Annotated in this window: 17 protein-coding genes; 11 read left to right on the top strand and 6 right to left on the bottom strand. The window is 72.3% G+C overall.

Annotated elements, in window-relative coordinates; genetic code table 11:
- Window positions 1-108 precede the first annotated feature (108 nt).
- Window positions 109-600: a PH domain-containing protein gene (locus OOK34_RS14235; RefSeq protein ID WP_267034240.1), complete on the bottom strand. Its 492-nt coding sequence runs from the start codon at window positions 598-600 to the stop codon at window positions 109-111.
- A 31-nt stretch (window positions 601-631) separates the two neighbouring features.
- On the opposite strand from OOK34_RS14235, the gene OOK34_RS14230 reads away from it, so the two are divergent.
- The 4 genes from OOK34_RS14230 to OOK34_RS14215 all read left to right on the top strand — a co-directional run bounded on the left by OOK34_RS14230 (window position 632) and on the right by OOK34_RS14215 (window position 3,455).
- Window positions 632-1,774, top strand: a complete 1,143-nt coding sequence (locus OOK34_RS14230; RefSeq protein WP_267034239.1) for an NADH-quinone oxidoreductase subunit D — start codon at window positions 632-634, stop codon at window positions 1,772-1,774.
- Window positions 1,775-1,855: 81 nt separating this feature from the next.
- Window positions 1,856-2,743: an arylamine N-acetyltransferase gene (locus OOK34_RS14225; protein ID WP_267034238.1), complete on the top strand. Its 888-nt coding sequence runs from the start codon at window positions 1,856-1,858 to the stop codon at window positions 2,741-2,743.
- A 37-nt stretch (window positions 2,744-2,780) separates the two neighbouring features.
- Entirely contained in the window at window positions 2,781-2,996 is a 216-nt protein-coding gene (locus tag OOK34_RS14220) for a hypothetical protein (protein WP_267034237.1), read from the top strand.
- Between the two features lie 105 nt (window positions 2,997-3,101).
- Entirely contained in the window at window positions 3,102-3,455 is a 354-nt protein-coding gene (locus tag OOK34_RS14215; RefSeq protein WP_267034236.1) for a hypothetical protein, read from the top strand.
- 60 nt (window positions 3,456-3,515) lie between these two features.
- On the opposite strand, the gene OOK34_RS14210 is transcribed toward OOK34_RS14215, so the two are convergent.
- The 4 genes from OOK34_RS14210 to OOK34_RS14195 all read right to left on the bottom strand — a co-directional run bounded on the left by OOK34_RS14210 (window position 3,516) and on the right by OOK34_RS14195 (window position 7,032).
- Entirely contained in the window at window positions 3,516-4,538 is a 1,023-nt protein-coding gene (locus OOK34_RS14210; RefSeq protein ID WP_267034235.1) for a hypothetical protein, read from the bottom strand.
- A 98-nt stretch (window positions 4,539-4,636) separates the two neighbouring features.
- Window positions 4,637-5,620, bottom strand: a complete 984-nt coding sequence (locus OOK34_RS14205) for an ABC transporter substrate-binding protein (RefSeq protein WP_267034234.1) — start codon at window positions 5,618-5,620, stop codon at window positions 4,637-4,639.
- 46 nt (window positions 5,621-5,666) lie between these two features.
- Window positions 5,667-6,335 carry an ABC transporter permease gene (locus OOK34_RS14200; protein ID WP_267034233.1) on the bottom strand — a complete coding sequence of 223 codons (669 nt, stop codon included), beginning with the start codon at window positions 6,333-6,335 and terminating at the stop codon, window positions 5,667-5,669.
- 4 nt (window positions 6,336-6,339) lie between these two features.
- Complete coding sequence (locus OOK34_RS14195) at window positions 6,340-7,032, bottom strand: ABC transporter permease (RefSeq protein ID WP_267034232.1); 693 nt, start codon at window positions 7,030-7,032, stop codon at window positions 6,340-6,342.
- Between the two features lie 173 nt (window positions 7,033-7,205).
- Here OOK34_RS14195 and OOK34_RS14190 point away from each other — a divergent pair, with 173 nt between their 5' ends.
- Window positions 7,206-8,168: an ABC transporter ATP-binding protein gene (locus OOK34_RS14190; RefSeq protein ID WP_267034231.1), complete on the top strand. Its 963-nt coding sequence runs from the start codon at window positions 7,206-7,208 to the stop codon at window positions 8,166-8,168.
- A 67-nt stretch (window positions 8,169-8,235) separates the two neighbouring features.
- Here the strand turns inward: OOK34_RS14190 and OOK34_RS14185 are convergent, their stop codons facing one another.
- Complete coding sequence (locus OOK34_RS14185; RefSeq protein WP_267034230.1) at window positions 8,236-9,345, bottom strand: esterase family protein; 1,110 nt, start codon at window positions 9,343-9,345, stop codon at window positions 8,236-8,238.
- A 153-nt stretch (window positions 9,346-9,498) separates the two neighbouring features.
- Between OOK34_RS14185 and OOK34_RS14180 the strand changes: the two genes are divergently transcribed.
- From OOK34_RS14180 to OOK34_RS14155, 6 genes are all read left to right on the top strand, one after another.
- Window positions 9,499-11,352 (top strand): phosphatidylglycerol lysyltransferase domain-containing protein, encoded by a 1,854-nt coding sequence (locus OOK34_RS14180; protein ID WP_267034229.1) that lies wholly within the window; start codon window positions 9,499-9,501, stop codon window positions 11,350-11,352.
- A 346-nt stretch (window positions 11,353-11,698) separates the two neighbouring features.
- Window positions 11,699-12,571 carry a dihydropteroate synthase gene (gene folP / locus OOK34_RS14175; RefSeq protein WP_267034228.1) on the top strand — a complete coding sequence of 291 codons (873 nt, stop codon included), beginning with the start codon at window positions 11,699-11,701 and terminating at the stop codon, window positions 12,569-12,571.
- Between the two features lie 58 nt (window positions 12,572-12,629).
- On the top strand, window positions 12,630-13,073 hold the full coding sequence (locus tag OOK34_RS14170; RefSeq protein ID WP_267034227.1) for a nuclear transport factor 2 family protein: 444 nt from the start codon (window positions 12,630-12,632) through the stop codon (window positions 13,071-13,073).
- A 131-nt stretch (window positions 13,074-13,204) separates the two neighbouring features.
- On the top strand, window positions 13,205-13,564 hold the full coding sequence (folB, locus tag OOK34_RS14165) for a dihydroneopterin aldolase (protein WP_267034226.1): 360 nt from the start codon (window positions 13,205-13,207) through the stop codon (window positions 13,562-13,564).
- Window positions 13,561-14,169 carry a 2-amino-4-hydroxy-6-hydroxymethyldihydropteridine diphosphokinase gene (gene folK, locus OOK34_RS14160; RefSeq protein ID WP_267034225.1) on the top strand — a complete coding sequence of 203 codons (609 nt, stop codon included), beginning with the start codon at window positions 13,561-13,563 and terminating at the stop codon, window positions 14,167-14,169. The genes folB and folK overlap by 4 nt, the downstream gene beginning before the upstream one ends.
- A 43-nt stretch (window positions 14,170-14,212) precedes the next feature.
- Entirely contained in the window at window positions 14,213-14,698 is a 486-nt protein-coding gene (locus OOK34_RS14155; protein WP_267034224.1) for a DUF3180 domain-containing protein, read from the top strand.

Raw genomic sequence — 14,698 nt, 5'->3', positions numbered from 1 at the left:
CGGCGGCGTGGGCACCCGGGCGCCCCGCCGGGGCCGCCGGACCCACGGGGGCCGCCGGGTCGCCCGGCCGCGCCGGGTCGCCCTCCTCCGCACGCCCCGCAGGGCCCGTCACAGGCCCGCCGACCTTGCTTCGCCCAGGGCGGTCAGGCGGTCGCGCAGGCGCTCCGCCTCGGCCGGGGCCAGGCCCGGGATCTTGGCGTCCGTCGCCGCGGCCGCCGTGTGGAGCTGGACGGAGGCCAGGCCGAAGCGGCGCTCCAGCGGGCCCGAGCTCACCTCCACCAGCTGCATCCGCCCGTACGGGACCACCGTCTCCTCCCGCCACAGCACCCCCCGGCTGATCAGCAGGTCGTCCGCCCGCTCCGCGTACCGCCAGGACCGCCAGTTCCGCCCGATCAGCACCCACCCCCAGACCAGCACGGCCGGCCAGAACGCCGCGAAGGCCGCCCATCCCGGCCCGAACGCCAGCCCCAGCGACACGCCGGTCGCCACCGTGAGCGGCACCGTCCAGATCGCCAGCAGCAGCCGCCGGACCCCGCGCAGCCCGCCCGGCAGGCCCACCCACTCAGGGCGGCCCGTCTCACCCTTCGTCCCCGTATCCATGCACCCACCCTAGGACTGAGACAATGCGGCCATGACGGAGACCACGGTCGGCATCGGCGGTGCCGCGGAGAGCACCGACATGGTGCTCAACATCGGACCGCAGCACCCTTCCACCCACGGCGTGCTGCGCCTGCGGCTCGTCCTGGACGGCGAGCGGATCGCCAGCGCCGAGCCGGTCGTCGGCTACATGCACCGCGGCGCCGAGAAGCTCTTCGAGGCTCGCGACTACCGCCAGATCGTGATGCTCGCGAACCGCCACGACTGGCTGTCCGCCTTCTCCAACGAGCTGGGCGTGGTCATGGCCGTCGAGCGGATGCTCGGCATGGAGGTCCCCGAGCGCGCGGTGTGGATGCGTACGCTCCTCGCCGAGCTGAACCGGGTCCTGAACCACCTGATGTTCCTCGGGTCCTACCCCCTCGAGCTGGGCGGCATCACCCCGATCTTCCACGCGTTCCGCGAGCGCGAGGAGCTCCAGGCCGTGATGGAGGAGATCTCCGGCGGCCGCATGCACTACATGTTCAACCGCGTCGGCGGCCTCAAGGAGGACCTCCCCGCCGGCTGGCTCGGCCGGGCCCGCGCCGCCATCGCCGACGTCAACACCCGCATGGACGTCTACGACAAGCTGGTCCGCGGGAACGAGATCTTCCGCGGCCGTACGCGCGGCGTCGGCGTGCTGTCCGCCGAGGCGGTGCACGCGTACGGGGTCTCCGGCCCGATCGCCCGCGCCTCCGGCGTGGACTTCGACCTGCGCCGCGACGAGCCGTACCTGGCCTACGGGGAGCTCCAGGACGTCCTCAAGGTGGTCACCCGCACGGAGGGCGACTGCCTGGCCCGCTTCGAGGTGCTGCTGGACCAGACGCACAACGCCCTCGACCTGGCCGTGGCCTGCCTGGACCGGATGGCCGAGCTGCCGCCCGGCCCGATCAACCAGCGCCTGCCCAAGGTGCTGAAGGCGCCCGAGGGGGCCACGTACGCGTGGACCGAGAACCCGCTCGGCATCAACGGCTACTACCTGGTCTCGAAGGGCGAGAAGACCCCGTACCGGCTGAAGCTGCGCAGCGCCTCCTTCAACAACATCCAGGCGCTGGCCGTCCTGCTGCCGGGGCAGCTGGTGGCGGACATGGTGGCGATCCTGGGCTCGCTCTTCTTCGTGGTCGGCGACATCGACAAGTGACGGCAAGTGACGGCGCCTTGACCTGACAGTCCGGCGGAAAGGGCGCGGGAGGGTGTCAGTGGGGCGTCCTAGGGTGCCCCCATGACCAATGGCATGTACACCGACTACCTGCGCCGGCTCGGCATCACCGATCCCGGTGCCCCCTCCGCCGAGGGGCTGTTCGCCCTCCAGCGCGCCCATCTGGAACGCATCGCCTACGACAACATCGACATCCAGCTCGGCCGGCCGCCCGGCATCGACCCCGAGCTGTCGGTCCGGCGTTTCTCCGCCGGGCGCGGCGGCTACTGCTTCCACCTCAACGGCGCCTTCGCGGCGCTCCTGGAGCACCTGGGCTACGAGGTGACGCGCCACCTCGGCGGCGTCGAGGCCGATGCCGCGTCGCGCGTGGTCAACGGGCAGCACCTCACCCTGACCGTCCGCGTCGGCGGGGCCGCGTACTGGGTGGACGCCGGGCTCGGGGACGGCCCGTACGAGCCGCTGCCGCTGCGCGAGGGGGCGTACGAGCAGGGCGGCTTCCGGTACGCGGTGGAGCGGCTGGAGCCGCTGGAGGGCGAGGGCCCGGGCTGGAGCCTCTTCACCCCCTTCGGGCACCTGGCCCGGGTGAACCTCCGTGACGCACCCGCGACGACGGCCGACTTCGAGGAGACGCACACCTGGCTGTCCACCTCCCCCGACTCCCCCTTCGTACGCACCCTCGCGCTGTTCCGGTGTGACGCGGAGGGCATGGACGTCCTGCGCGGGCGCGTCCTCAGCCGGGTCGCCGCCGCGAAGCCGACGACCGAGCGGGAGCTGGCCGGGCCGCAGGAGTTCTTCGAGGTCCTCGCGGGCGTCTTCGGGCGGGACCTCGGCGATCTGACGCAGGCGGACCGGGAGGCCCTGTGGGCCAAGGTGGACCGGGCGCACGGGGCGTGGCTGGCCTCCAGGGACGCGAAGGCCCCCGAGTCCGCCGGGGCCTCCAACGCCTCCTGACGGCTTCGGTGTCGGTGCGGCAGGGCAGACTGGGGGCATGTCCCACTCCCCCCGACGGGCCTGCCCCTCCTGCGGCCGCGACTGCGCCGTGACGGCCGGCCGGATCGCCCGCCACGACCCTCCCTCCGGGCGCGGCCGCGGCGAGCTGGTGTCCTGCCCCGGCTCCCGGGCCCGGGTGGTGCTCGGCGCCTCGGCGCCGACCCTGGACGGCTTCGTCCTCGGGCCGCACGCGGGGCAGCTGCCGCTGTTCTGAGCCCCGACCGGCGCCCGTGTGGGTACGCCCGCCTGGGTACGGGGGCCGTACGGACTGAGTACGCGTACGGATCCCCGTGCCGGCCCCCGGGGACAGGATGGCGGCATGACCTGGAAGCCCCAGCCCTTGACCGTCGCCGCGCCCCCCTCCGACGCGGCCGTCCGGATCCGCGTGCGCGCGGTGATCGGCGCCGTGCTGTTCGTGCCCGCGCTGATCGTGATGCTGATCATGGTCCTGGCCACCGAGACGGGCAGCCGCTGCGTCATGAAGGGCGGCTGCGCGCCCTTCCCGGGGGCCCTGTTCCTGACGCTGTGCGGTGCGGCGGTGGTGGCGATGGTGCTGGCACTGGGGGCCGCGCCGATGCGGATGCGCAAGGGCGCCCTGACCTGGCAACTCCTGCTGGAGGCGGTCGCGGTGTGCCTCGTGCTGGTGCCGTCCCTGAGCGTGCAGGGCGGCTAGCCCCGCTCAGCCCAACACCTTGTGCACAGGCTGTGGACAGTCCGCTCCCGGGCGGGTCCGCTACGAGATCGCCGTGCGGAGCTGGCCCACGTCGATGGGCTCGGTCTCGTCGTGGGCCGTCAGGTCGATGACCTGGCCCAGCGCGCGCTGTTCGGGGGTGGCCTGCTTGAACTGCGGTTCGGCGGCGGCGCCCGCGGACTCCGCCTTGTGGACGGCGAGGGCCTCGGCCCCGACCACGTCGGCCAGGTCCTCGTTCTGCACGGACTCGATCACCGCGCGGGCCTGCGCCGCGGTCTTGGTGCCGAAGAAGTCGAAGCCGCCCTCGACGCGGGAGGCGGAGCGGCGCTGGGCCGCGTACGGGGCCACGGCCGCCGCCGGGCGGCGGGCCGGGACCGCGGCCGGGCGGGCGGGGGCCGCCGTCCGGGTGTGCGCGTCGGCGGTCGCGGGGGCCTCCAGCGCCTTCGCCGGGGCGGGGCCGGCGACGCCGGCGGGCTTGGCCTCCGCCTTGCGCGCCAGGGCCGCCATCGCCGCGTGGGCGCGGGCGTAGCCGACCGGGGTGGGCGCGCCGCTGCCGGTGCGCTCCTCGGACACCGCCGGAAGCTCCTTGGGCCCGGACGCCGGGGCGGTGGCGGCCTCGATGGCCAGCAGCCGGCGCTTCTCCAGGGCGCTGGCGCGCTCGGTCTCGGCGGTGGCGTACCGGCGCAGCAGCGCGGCGTGTTCCCCGCGCAGGCCCGCCAGTTCGACGCGCTTGGCGCGCAGCTTCGCATCGAGCTTGGCGCGCAGGACGCGCGCCTCCTCCAGGTCGGATTCGAGCGCGGCTATCCGCTCGTCCGTCTTCCATTCGTCCTTGACCCGCTCGCGGGCCAGCTCCGCCACCCGGCGGCCGGCCGCCCGGTCCCAGGAGCGCATGAGGACCGCGCCGCCCACGCCCGCGGCCGCCGTGAGGGCCACGAGCAGGCGCAGGGTGAGGGGTTCCGCGAGCAGCCAGGCCGCGCCGGCACTGGCGACGGAAACCCCGGCGACGGCCGTCGGAGTGAGAAGTCGGTGCAGGGGCTCGGGATTGCGGTGGCGTCCACGGGGCATGGCCTGAAATTTACAGGGCGTGGACCGCGCGTGGGGTACCCGCCCGGCAATCTGTTCCCGGGCAGTTACCCCACATTTGGCCATCAAACACGTAACTACTACTTCTTCAGAAGGCCCTTGGAGTCCAGATAGGCCTTCGCGACGTCCGCCGGCTTCGCCCGCTCGGCGTCCACCTTGCGGTTCAGCTCCACGAGGTCGGCGGTCGTGAGCGCCTTGGTCAGCCCGTCGAGCGCGGCCGCGACCTCCGGGGCCCCGCCGTCCTTGGCGTTGACGACCGGCAGCACGTTGTCGGCGTTCTGGAGCTTCTTGTCGTCCTCCAGGAGGACCAGGCCGTAGCCGTCCAGCGTGGCGTCGGTGGTGGTGGTCAGCACCAGCTGGTCCACCCCGTCCTTGACGGCCTGCTTGGCCTGCGGGGTGCCGACTCCCTTGGGGTCAATGCCGGAAACGGAGATTCCGTACGTCTTCTCCAGTCCCGGTGCGCAGAAGGGGCGGACGGCGCATTCGTCGCCCGCCGCGATCTTCACCTTCAGCCCCGACTTTCCAAGATCGGAAAGGGTCTTCAGGTTGTTCTTCTGCGCGAATTCCTTGCTCACGGCGAAGGCATTCTGGTCGACCGCCGCGCCCGCCGGCAGGACCTTCAGCCCGAGCGGCGCCGCGAGCTTCTCCAGCGCCGCGACCGTCGCCGCCGCGTCGCTGGAGGCGACCGGCTTCTCCTTGGGCGCGTTCGGGCCGTTCACCTTGGCGTTGAGGAACTCCGCGAGCGTGGCCGCGTACTCCGGGACGACGTCGATCTCGCCCTTCTCCAGCGACGGCTCGTACAGCTCGCGGTTGTTGACCGTGGTGATGGAGGTGTCGTAGCCCGCGCCCCGCAGGAGCTGCGCGTACAGCTCGGCCAGCACGTTGGACTCGGTGAAGCCGGCCGCGCCGACCACCAGCTTGCCCTTGCCCCCGCCGGAGGCGGCCGCGGAGGACGAACCGCCGTCCTTGGCCTTCTCCAGGCTCTCGCCCCCGCACGCGCCGAGCGAAGCGGTCAGGGCCACCGCGCCCAGGGTCGCGCTGAGGATGCGCGTGGACTTGCTCATCATGCTCCTTAGGGATCAGGAAAAAGGGACGGGCGGCAGTCGCGTCTCAGCGCGCCGCCGGGCGCCCGGGCAGCAGCCGGTCCGCCGCCACCAGCGCGCCCTCCACCACCAGGGCCAGCAGGGCCACCAGTACGGCGCCCGCCACGACCTGCGGCGTGTTGTACGTGTTGAAGCCGGCGGTGATGATCCGGCCCAGGCCGCCCTGGCCGACCATCGCCGCGATCGTCGCGGTGGCGATGACCTGCACGGCGCCCGAGCGCAGCCCGGTCATCACCAGCCCCCGCGCGAGCGGCAGTTCCACCCGCAGGAACAGCTGGCGGCCGGACATGCCCATGCCCCGGGCGGCCTCGACCACCGAGCGGTCCACCTCGCGCATGCCCACGTACGCGTTGGTCAGCAGCGGCGGTACGGCGAACAGCACGAGCGCGGCGATGGTGGGCACGTAGCCGGCGCTGCGCAGCGGGGAGACCATGAACAGGGCCAGCACCGCGAACACCGGCACGGCACGGCCGGCGTTGGAGATGTTCACCGCGAGGGTGCCGCCCCGGCCGAGGTGGCCGAGCCACAGCCCGACCGGCAGGGCCACCGCGCAGGCGATGGCCAGGGCGATCCCGCTGACGTAGACGTGCTCGCCGAGCCGGTGCCACACCCCGCTCTCCCCGGACCAGTTGGCCCCGTCCGCCAGCCAGTCCCAGGCCTGCCCCATCACGCCCATGCCCTCAGGCCCCCTTCACCTTCACGGAACGGGCGACCCGCGTCCACGGCGTCAGCAGCCGCTGCACACCGAGCAGCAGCAGGTCGGCGACCAGCGCGAGCAGCACGCACAGCACCGAGGCGGTGAGCACCTGGGCCTTGAAGGAGCTGTTCACGGCGGGGGCGATCAGGTTGCCCAGGCCGCCCTTGCCGACGATGGAGCCGACGGTGGTCAGCGCCACGGTCGAGACGGTGGCGATCCGCACCCCGGCGAGCAGCGCGGGCAGCGCCAGCGGGAGTTCGACCTGCCACAGCAGCCGGGCCGGGCCGTAGCCCATCCCGCGCGCGGCCTCCCGTACGTCCTCGGGGACGGCCTCCAGGCCGGCCAGCACGTTGCGGACCAGGATGGTCAGCGAGTACAGCACCAGCCCGGTCACCACCAGCGCCGCCGAGAGCCCGAAGAAGGGCAGCAGCAGGGAGAACATGGCGAGCGAGGGGATCGTGTAGAGCAGGGTGGTCAGGCCCAGCACGGGGGCCGCCCAGCGGCGGCCCCGGCGGGCCAGCAGCGCGAGCGGTACGGACACGGCGACGCCGATGAGCACCGACACCGCGGTGATCCAGACGTGCTCGACGGTGGCGTCCGCCAGTTCCTGGGAGCGGGAGCTGACGTATTCCCAGCAGATCCAGTCGTTCGCCACCAGGCAGCCGCGCCCGGCCATGCCGCCCACCCCCGCCCCTCGTCCTTCGTCCTTCGCACGCGTGTGCCGGAGATCCGGCCTCGAGCGACCATAACCCCAGGCACCCACAATGGCCGGATTCATTCGCACAGCCGCAACACTCCCCTGACAAACCCTTCGCCCATCCGGGCGGGCCGTTGGGGGAGGATGGCGGGGTGATCCGATTCGAGCATGTGACCAAGCGCTACCCCGATGGGACGACCGCCGTCGAGGACCTGTCCTTCGAGGTGGCGGAAGGCGAGCTGGTCACGCTGGTGGGCCCGTCCGGCTGCGGCAAGACGACCACCATGAAGATGGTCAACCGGCTGATCGAGCCGACCTCCGGCCGGATCCTCCTGGGCGGCGAGGACATCGCGGCCGCCGACCCGGTCGAGCTGCGCCGCCGGATCGGCTACGTCATCCAGCAGGTCGGGCTGTTCCCGCACAAGACGGTGCTGGAGAACACGGCGACGGTGCCGCAGCTGATCGGCACCCCGAAGGCCAGGGCCCGCGCCCGGGCGGCCGAGCTGCTCGAACTGGTGGGGCTGGATCCGGCCGTGTACGGGGGCCGCTACCCCGAGCAGCTGTCGGGCGGCCAGCGCCAGCGCGTCGGCGTGGCCCGCGCGCTCGCGGCGGACCCGCCGGTCCTGCTGATGGACGAGCCGTTCGGCGCGGTGGACCCGGTGGTCCGCGAACGCCTCCAGAACGAGTTCCTGACCCTGCAGAGGACCGTCCGCAAGACGATCCTGCTCGTCACCCACGACCTGGAGGAGGCCGTCCGGCTCGGCGACCGGATCGCGGTCTACGGGTCGGGCACCATCGAGCAGTTCGCCCGCCCGGCCGCCGTGCTCGGCGCGCCGGCCACCCCGTACGTCGCCTCGTTCGTCGGCGCCGACCGCGGGCTCAAGCGGCTCGCGGTCACCCCCGTCGGGGCGGCCGACCTCACGGCCCCCGAAGGCCCGGCCCCCGCCGCGTCCGTACCCCTGGGGGCATCGCTGCGCGAGGCCCTCGCCGCCCTGCTCCAGGAGGACTCGGGCCGCATCGGGGTCACGGACCCGGACTCCGGCGCGCTGGCCGGCGTACTGACCCCCGAGGGCGTCCACCGGGCGCTGCGCCGGGCCCGCCTCCAGGAGGCCTGACCCCGGCGGACACGGAAAAGGGCCCGGCCGGAGCCGGGCCCTTCACCATGCCCCCCGAGCACGGGGTTCACGCCTGCATGCGACCGCTCAGCCACACCAGCATCGGCGGGATCTCACGGCGCCAGGTGTTGAAGTTGTGGCCGCCGCTGTCGAGGACGATCGAGGAGACCCGGTCCGGGCCCTTGACCAGCTTGATGAACTTCTTGGTGTCGTTCAGGTTGTCCTCGCCCTTCTCACTGGTCGTGACCAGGAAGGACGTACCGGTCGGCTTCTTGCTCGCGAGGCTCTGGAGCACGTCCGCGCGGGCCTTCAGCTTCTCGTCGCCGTGGAACAGGTCACCGGTCGTCGCGTCGTCGGCGGCCTTGTAGTACGCGGACAGACCCACGCCCGCACCGAAGGTCTGCGGGTGGTGCGCGGCGATCTTCAGGGCGCAGTAGCCGCCCGTGGAGTTCCCGATGAAGCCCATGTTCTGCGGCTTCTTGCCCACCCGGAAGGTGCCCTGGATGGCCTGCGGCAGGTCCTGCGCGAAGAAGGTCTCCGTCTGCGGGCCGCCCGGTATGTCCACGCACTCGGTGTCGCGCGGCGGTGCGATGGTCGGCCGCAGCATGACCAGGATCATCGGCTTCATCTTGCCCGCCTTGGCCTGCTTGAAGGCCGTCATCGGGTAGTTCAGCCCTTTGATCAGGTTCTCGGCGGTGCCCGGGTAGCCCGTCAGGACGATCGACGCCGGAAAGTTCTGGTCCTTGTGCTGCGGCTGGAAGTACTCCGGCGGCAGCCAGACGTAGCCGGGGCTCGTTATCTTCGACTTCTGACCGGTTATGGCAACCTTCAGGATCTGACCGGCGACCTGGGGCTTGGCCCCACCGGGCACGTCGAGCTGCTGCTTGTCGAGGACCTTGATGTCCTTGCTGCTCATCGAGTGGTCGACGACCTTGCCGATGGAGGTCTCCTGGCCGAACAGGTCGGCCCAGGAACCGTAGAAGAGGAACGACTTGTTAGCCGCGAGACCGACTGCCGAGAACAGCGCCAGCTGGGTCGCGAGGAGCAGGCCGATCCGGCCGAGGACCGAGCGCCAGCCGCGCCCCGAGAGCTTCGGCCAGGACCAGACCGTCACCGCGAACAGCAGCACACCCGCGATGATGGCCAGGACCAGAACCGTATTACTGGTGAGACCCATGAGCAGTCAGTCGACTTTCTGATGGCAGGACTAGTTTTTTTCCGGCGGAAGAGTGAACCCGCTCCCCCTCGATGTCGTCCTACTGGACGCACCACACTCCGGAGGCTGTCGCGGCCTTCGGCCACATGATCTCTCGCGGAGCAACGGGAAGCGATGTCTAGCAGGATAGATGGCGATAAGTCGGGACAGGTTCCGAGTAGGGTCCGGCGAATCTTCCGCGGACCAAGGCCGGAGTCGGTGCCCGGTCTCGTAGGTACGGCCGTCATGATCGTCGGCCTTCTGGACATCGCGGCGGGCGTCTTCCCGCGATTCCGCCACAGCCGGATCCACGCGGTCACCGAGGTGCTGCCCGGTTCCCTGGGCCCCTTCGCCGCGGCCCTGTCCATCAGCGCGGGCGTGCTGATCCTGCTGCTCGCGCACGGCCTCAAGCGCCACAAGCGGCGGGCCTGGCGGGCCGCCGTCGTCCTGCTGCCCGCCGGCGCCGTCGCGCAGTTCGCGTACCGGCACTCCTTCATCGGCGTGGTCATCGCGGCGGTGCTCCTCGCGCTGCTCCTGCGCCACCAGGGTGAATTCAAGGCCCTGCCGGACCCGCGCAGCCGCTGGAAGGCGCTCGCGAACTTCGTCCTGATGAGCGCCGGCTCCATCGGCCTGGGCCTGGTCATCGTCAACGTCCACCCGAGCAAGGTGGTCGGCCGCCCCAGCCTCTACGAGCAGATCACCCACGTCGTCTACGGCCTCTTCGGCTTCGAGGGCCCCGTCGACTACGCCGGCCGGGTGTCCTGGACCGTCGGCTACTCCCTCGGCGCCCTCGGCATGCTGACCGCCGTCACCACGATCTACCTGGCCTTCCGCCCCGAGCACCCGGCCGCCCAGCTGACCTCCGACGACGAGGTGAAGCTGCGCGAGCTGCTCGCCAAGCACGGCGGCCGCGACTCCCTCGGCCACTTCGCGCTCCGCCGCGACAAGGCCGTCGTCTTCTCCCCCAGCGGCAAGGCCGCCGTCACCTACCGCGTCGTCTCCGGCGTCATGCTCGCCTCCGGCGACCCGGTCGGCGACGTCGAGGCCTGGCCCGGCGCCATCGAGCGGTTCATGGAGGAGGCCAAGGCCCACTCCTGGACCCCCGCCGTCATGGGCTGCAGCGAGACCGGCGGCGAGGTCTGGACCCGCGAGACCGGGCTGGACGCGCTGGAACTCGGCGACGAGGCCATCGTCGACGTCAAAGACTTCTCCCTCTCGGGCCGCCCGATGCGCAACGTCCGCCAGATGGTGAAGCGCATCGAGCGCAACGGCTACACCACCAAGGTCCGCCGGGTCAGCGAGCTGACCGAGGAGGAGCTGACGGCCGTACGCGGCGCCGCCGAGGCCTGGCGCGGCACCGACACCGAGCGCGGCTTCTCCATGGCGCTCGGCCGCATCGGCGACCCCGGCGACGGCGACTGCATCATCGCCACCGCGCACCGCGTGGAGGAGGGCGACACCAGCCCCTTCGGCGACCTGAAGGCCATCCAGCACTTCGTGCCGTGGGGCAAGGACGGCATGTCGCTGGAGATGATGCGCCGCGACCGCGCCGCCGACCCGGGCATGAACGAGCTGCTGATCGTCGCCTCCCTGGAGACGTCCCCGTCGCTGGGCATCGAGAAGGTCTCCCTGAACTTCGCGATGTTCCGCTCGGCGCTGGCCCGCGGCGAGAAGATCGGCGCCGGCCCGGTGCTGCGCGCCTGGCGCAGCCTGCTCGTCTTCCTCTCGCGCTGGTTCCAGATCGAGTCGCTGTACAAGTTCAACGCGAAGTTCCGCCCGCGCTGGGAGCCCCGCTTCGTGGTCTTCCGCCAGACCCGCGACCTGCCCCGCATCGGCTTCGCCGCGATGCAGGCCGAGGGCTTCGTGACGCTGGCCCTGCCCCGGCTGTTCGCCAGCCGCCGCCGCCCCAAGCCGGTCCGCACCTGCACCCACACCACGCACACGCCGAAGGTCCCGACCCAGACCGAACGCGAGGTCCAGGCAGCCTGACCCCTGACCGGGCGGCATCCCGGACCGCTGCACGGAGCGGTCCCCCACCCGCCCTTCCACCTCCCCCAGACTCCGTCCGGGGGGACCCCCACACCTCAAACGCCGGCGGGGCTGAATCTTCCAGCCCCGCCGGCGTTCGCGCACCCCCAGCCCCGCACCCCCCAGCCCCGCCGGCGTTTGAGGCGCGGGGTCCGGGGCGGAGCCCCTGGGGGTCCCCCCAGCGGTAGCTGGGGGAGGAACGGGCGAAGGGCGGGTAGGGGACCAGCCCGCGCAGCGGCAACCCCCCACCCGCACCCGGCACCGGCGCCGGCGCCACGGCAACCGCCCGGCCTCTACCCTTGAGGCCATGAACAGCAACCGCGCTCCGGCCCCGAGGGGCCAGGTCACAGGGCTGCCCGACTGGGACCGCTGCGCGGTCATGGGCGTCGTCAACGTCACCCCGGACTCCTTCTCCGACGGCGGCCGGTGGTTCGACACCACCGCCGCCGTCAAGCGCGGCCTCGACCTCGTCGCCCAGGGCGCCGACCTCGTCGACGTCGGCGGCGAGTCCACCCGCCCCGGCGCCTCCCGCGTCGACGCCGAGGAAGAACTCCGCCGGGTCGTCCCCGTCGTCCGCGGCCTCGCCTCCGAGGGCGTCACCGTCTCCGTCGACACCATGCGCGCCTGCGTCGCCGCCCAGGCCGTCGCGGCCGGCGCGACCCTGGTCAACGACGTCAGCGGCGGCCTCGCCGACCCGGAGATGATCCCGGCGGTCGCCGCCGCCGAGGTCCCCTTCGTGGTCATGCACTGGCGCGGCTTCAGCGACGGCATGAACCGCCTCGCCGTCTACGAGGACGTCCTCGCGGAGGTCACCGCCGAGCTCCGCACCCGCATCGACGCGGTCGTCGCCGGCGGCATCGCCCCCGAGCGGCTCGTCGTCGACCCGGGCCTGGGCTTCGCCAAGAACGCCGAGCACGACCTGGCCCTGGTCGCCCACCTCCCCGAGCTGCGCGCGCTGGGCTTCCCGCTGCTGGTCGCCGCCTCGCGGAAGCGTTTCCTCGGCCGCGTCCTGGCCGGCGCCGCCGACGCCGCCCCGCCGCCCGCCCGCGAGCGGGACGCCGCCACGGCCGCCGTCTCGGCCATCGCCGCCCACCAGGGCGCCTGGGCCGTACGGGTGCACGAGGTACGGGCGACCGCGGACGCGGTTCGGGTGGCCCGCGCCGTGGAAGGGGCTCTTTGACCCGCCGCACGTACACCCGCCGCACGTACACCCGCCGGACGCACAGGAAAGGGGCACGGTGAGCCGTACCGACATCGAAGCGGTCGAAGAGGCCAACACGGCCTTCTACGCGGCCATGGAGCAGGGGGACTTCGACAGGCTGTCGGCGCTCTGGCTCGAGGACGAGATCTCCTGTGTCCACCCCGGCTGGCCGGTGCTCTCGGGGCGGGGCGAGGTGCTGCGCTCGTACGCGCTGATCATGTCCCACACCGAGTACATCCAGTTCTTCCTCACCGACACCAAAGTGGCCCTCATAGGTGACACCGCCCTGGTCACGTGCACCGAGAACATCCTCAGCGGAGGCCCCGCCGAGCAGGCCGGGGAGCTGGGCCCGCTGGTCGGCCAGCTGGTCGTCGCCACGAATGTGTTCCGACGCACACCGGAGGGCTGGCGGCTCTGGTCCCACCACGGTTCTCCGGTCCTCACGGACTCCGATGACGAGGAAGAAGAGGGCACCGGCTGACCCCAAGGGCGGGGCCGGAGGTTTATCGCAGGTAAATTCGAAGGTGGACGACGCCGACCGCACTCGGCGTAGGCCCATGGCCCCGGGGAGTCCCGGGACCGGAAGCACCTACGAAAGCAGGAGTGATTCGCGTGGATCGTGTCGCGCTGCGCGGCCTCAAGGCTCGCGGGCACCACGGCGTCTTCCCCCGGGAGCGCGAAGAGGGCCAGACCTTCATCGTCGACCTCGTGCTGCACATCGACTCCCGCCCCGCGGCGGCCGACGACGACCTGTCCAAGACCGTGCACTACGGGGTCGTGGCCGAGGAGGTCGTCGACGTGGTCCAGGGCGAGCCCGTCGACCTGATCGAGACGCTCGCCGAGCGGATCGCCCAGCAGTGCCTCAAGCACGACGCCGTGGCGCAGGTGGAGGTCGTCGTCCACAAGCCGGACGCGCCCATCACCGTCCCCTTCGACGACGTGACCATCACGATCACCCGGAGCCGCGCATGAACAACGGACTGAACGCCCAGAGCGACCCCACCGTCCAGCCCGTGCCCGCGTCCGTCGTCGAGGCGGTGGACGCGGCGGACGTCACCCTGTCCAACCCCAAATGGGCCGTCATCGCGCTCGGCGCGAACCTCGGCAACCGGCTGGACACCCTCCAGGGCGCCATCGACGCCCTCGGCGACACCCCGGGGCTGCGGGTCAAGGCCGTCTCCCCCGTCTACGAGACGGAGCCGTGGGGCGTCGAGCCCGGCTCGCAGCCCTCGTACCTCAACGCGGTCGTCGCGCTGAAGACCACGCTGCCGCCCTCCTCGCTCCTGGAGCGGGCGCACGCCATCGAGGAGGCCTTCGACCGCGTCCGCGAGGAGCGCTGGGGGCCGCGCACGATCGACGTGGACATCGTGACGTACGCCGACGTGGTCTCCGACGACCCCGTCCTCACCCTCCCGCACCCCCGGGCGCACCTGCGGTCCTTCGTGCTGGCCCCCTGGCACGACATCGACCCCGACGCGCAGCTGCCGGGCCGCGGCCCCGTCTCCGAGCTGCTGGCCGCCATCGGCCTGACCGGTGTCACGGCACGCCCCGACCTGGAACTCCACCTGCCGGAATAGTCGTTAGCGTGTGCAGTACCAGTCACTGAGTGGGGACGGGCAAGTGAAGCAACTGAGGCCGGCGGTCCTGGCGGGCATCTTCGCGATCGCCGGGGTGCTGTCCTGGGCCGGCGCCCGCCTGTGGAACGCGTACGGCACCCTGCCGGGCGTTCCGCTGGCCGCGCCGATCGTGCTGGCGGTGATCGCCGCCGTGCTGTTCGCGACGGCCCTGTCGATGCGCTCCCGCCTGAAGGCCCAGCGCGAGCGCCGCCCGGGGGCCAAGGGCGTGGAGCCCCTGGTGGCGGCCCGCGCGGTGGTCTTCGGGCAGGCCAGCGCCCTGGTGGCGGCCCTGGTGGCGGGCATGTACGGCGGCGTCGGCGTCTTCCTGCTGACCGACGCGCTGGACGTCCCCGCCCGCCGCGACCAGGCCTGGTACGCCGGCGGCTCGGTCCTCGCCGGCGCCGCCGTCATCGCCGCCGCCCTCTTCCTGGAGCACGTCCTCAAACTCCCCGAGGACGAAGACCCGGCCAAGGCCCGCGCCACCGCCTAG

The sequence above is a fragment of the Streptomyces sp. NBC_00091 genome (genome assembly GCF_026343185.1).
Taxonomy (GTDB): domain Bacteria; phylum Actinomycetota; class Actinomycetes; order Streptomycetales; family Streptomycetaceae; genus Streptomyces.
This window is presented reverse-complemented; position numbering and strand designations above follow the sequence as displayed.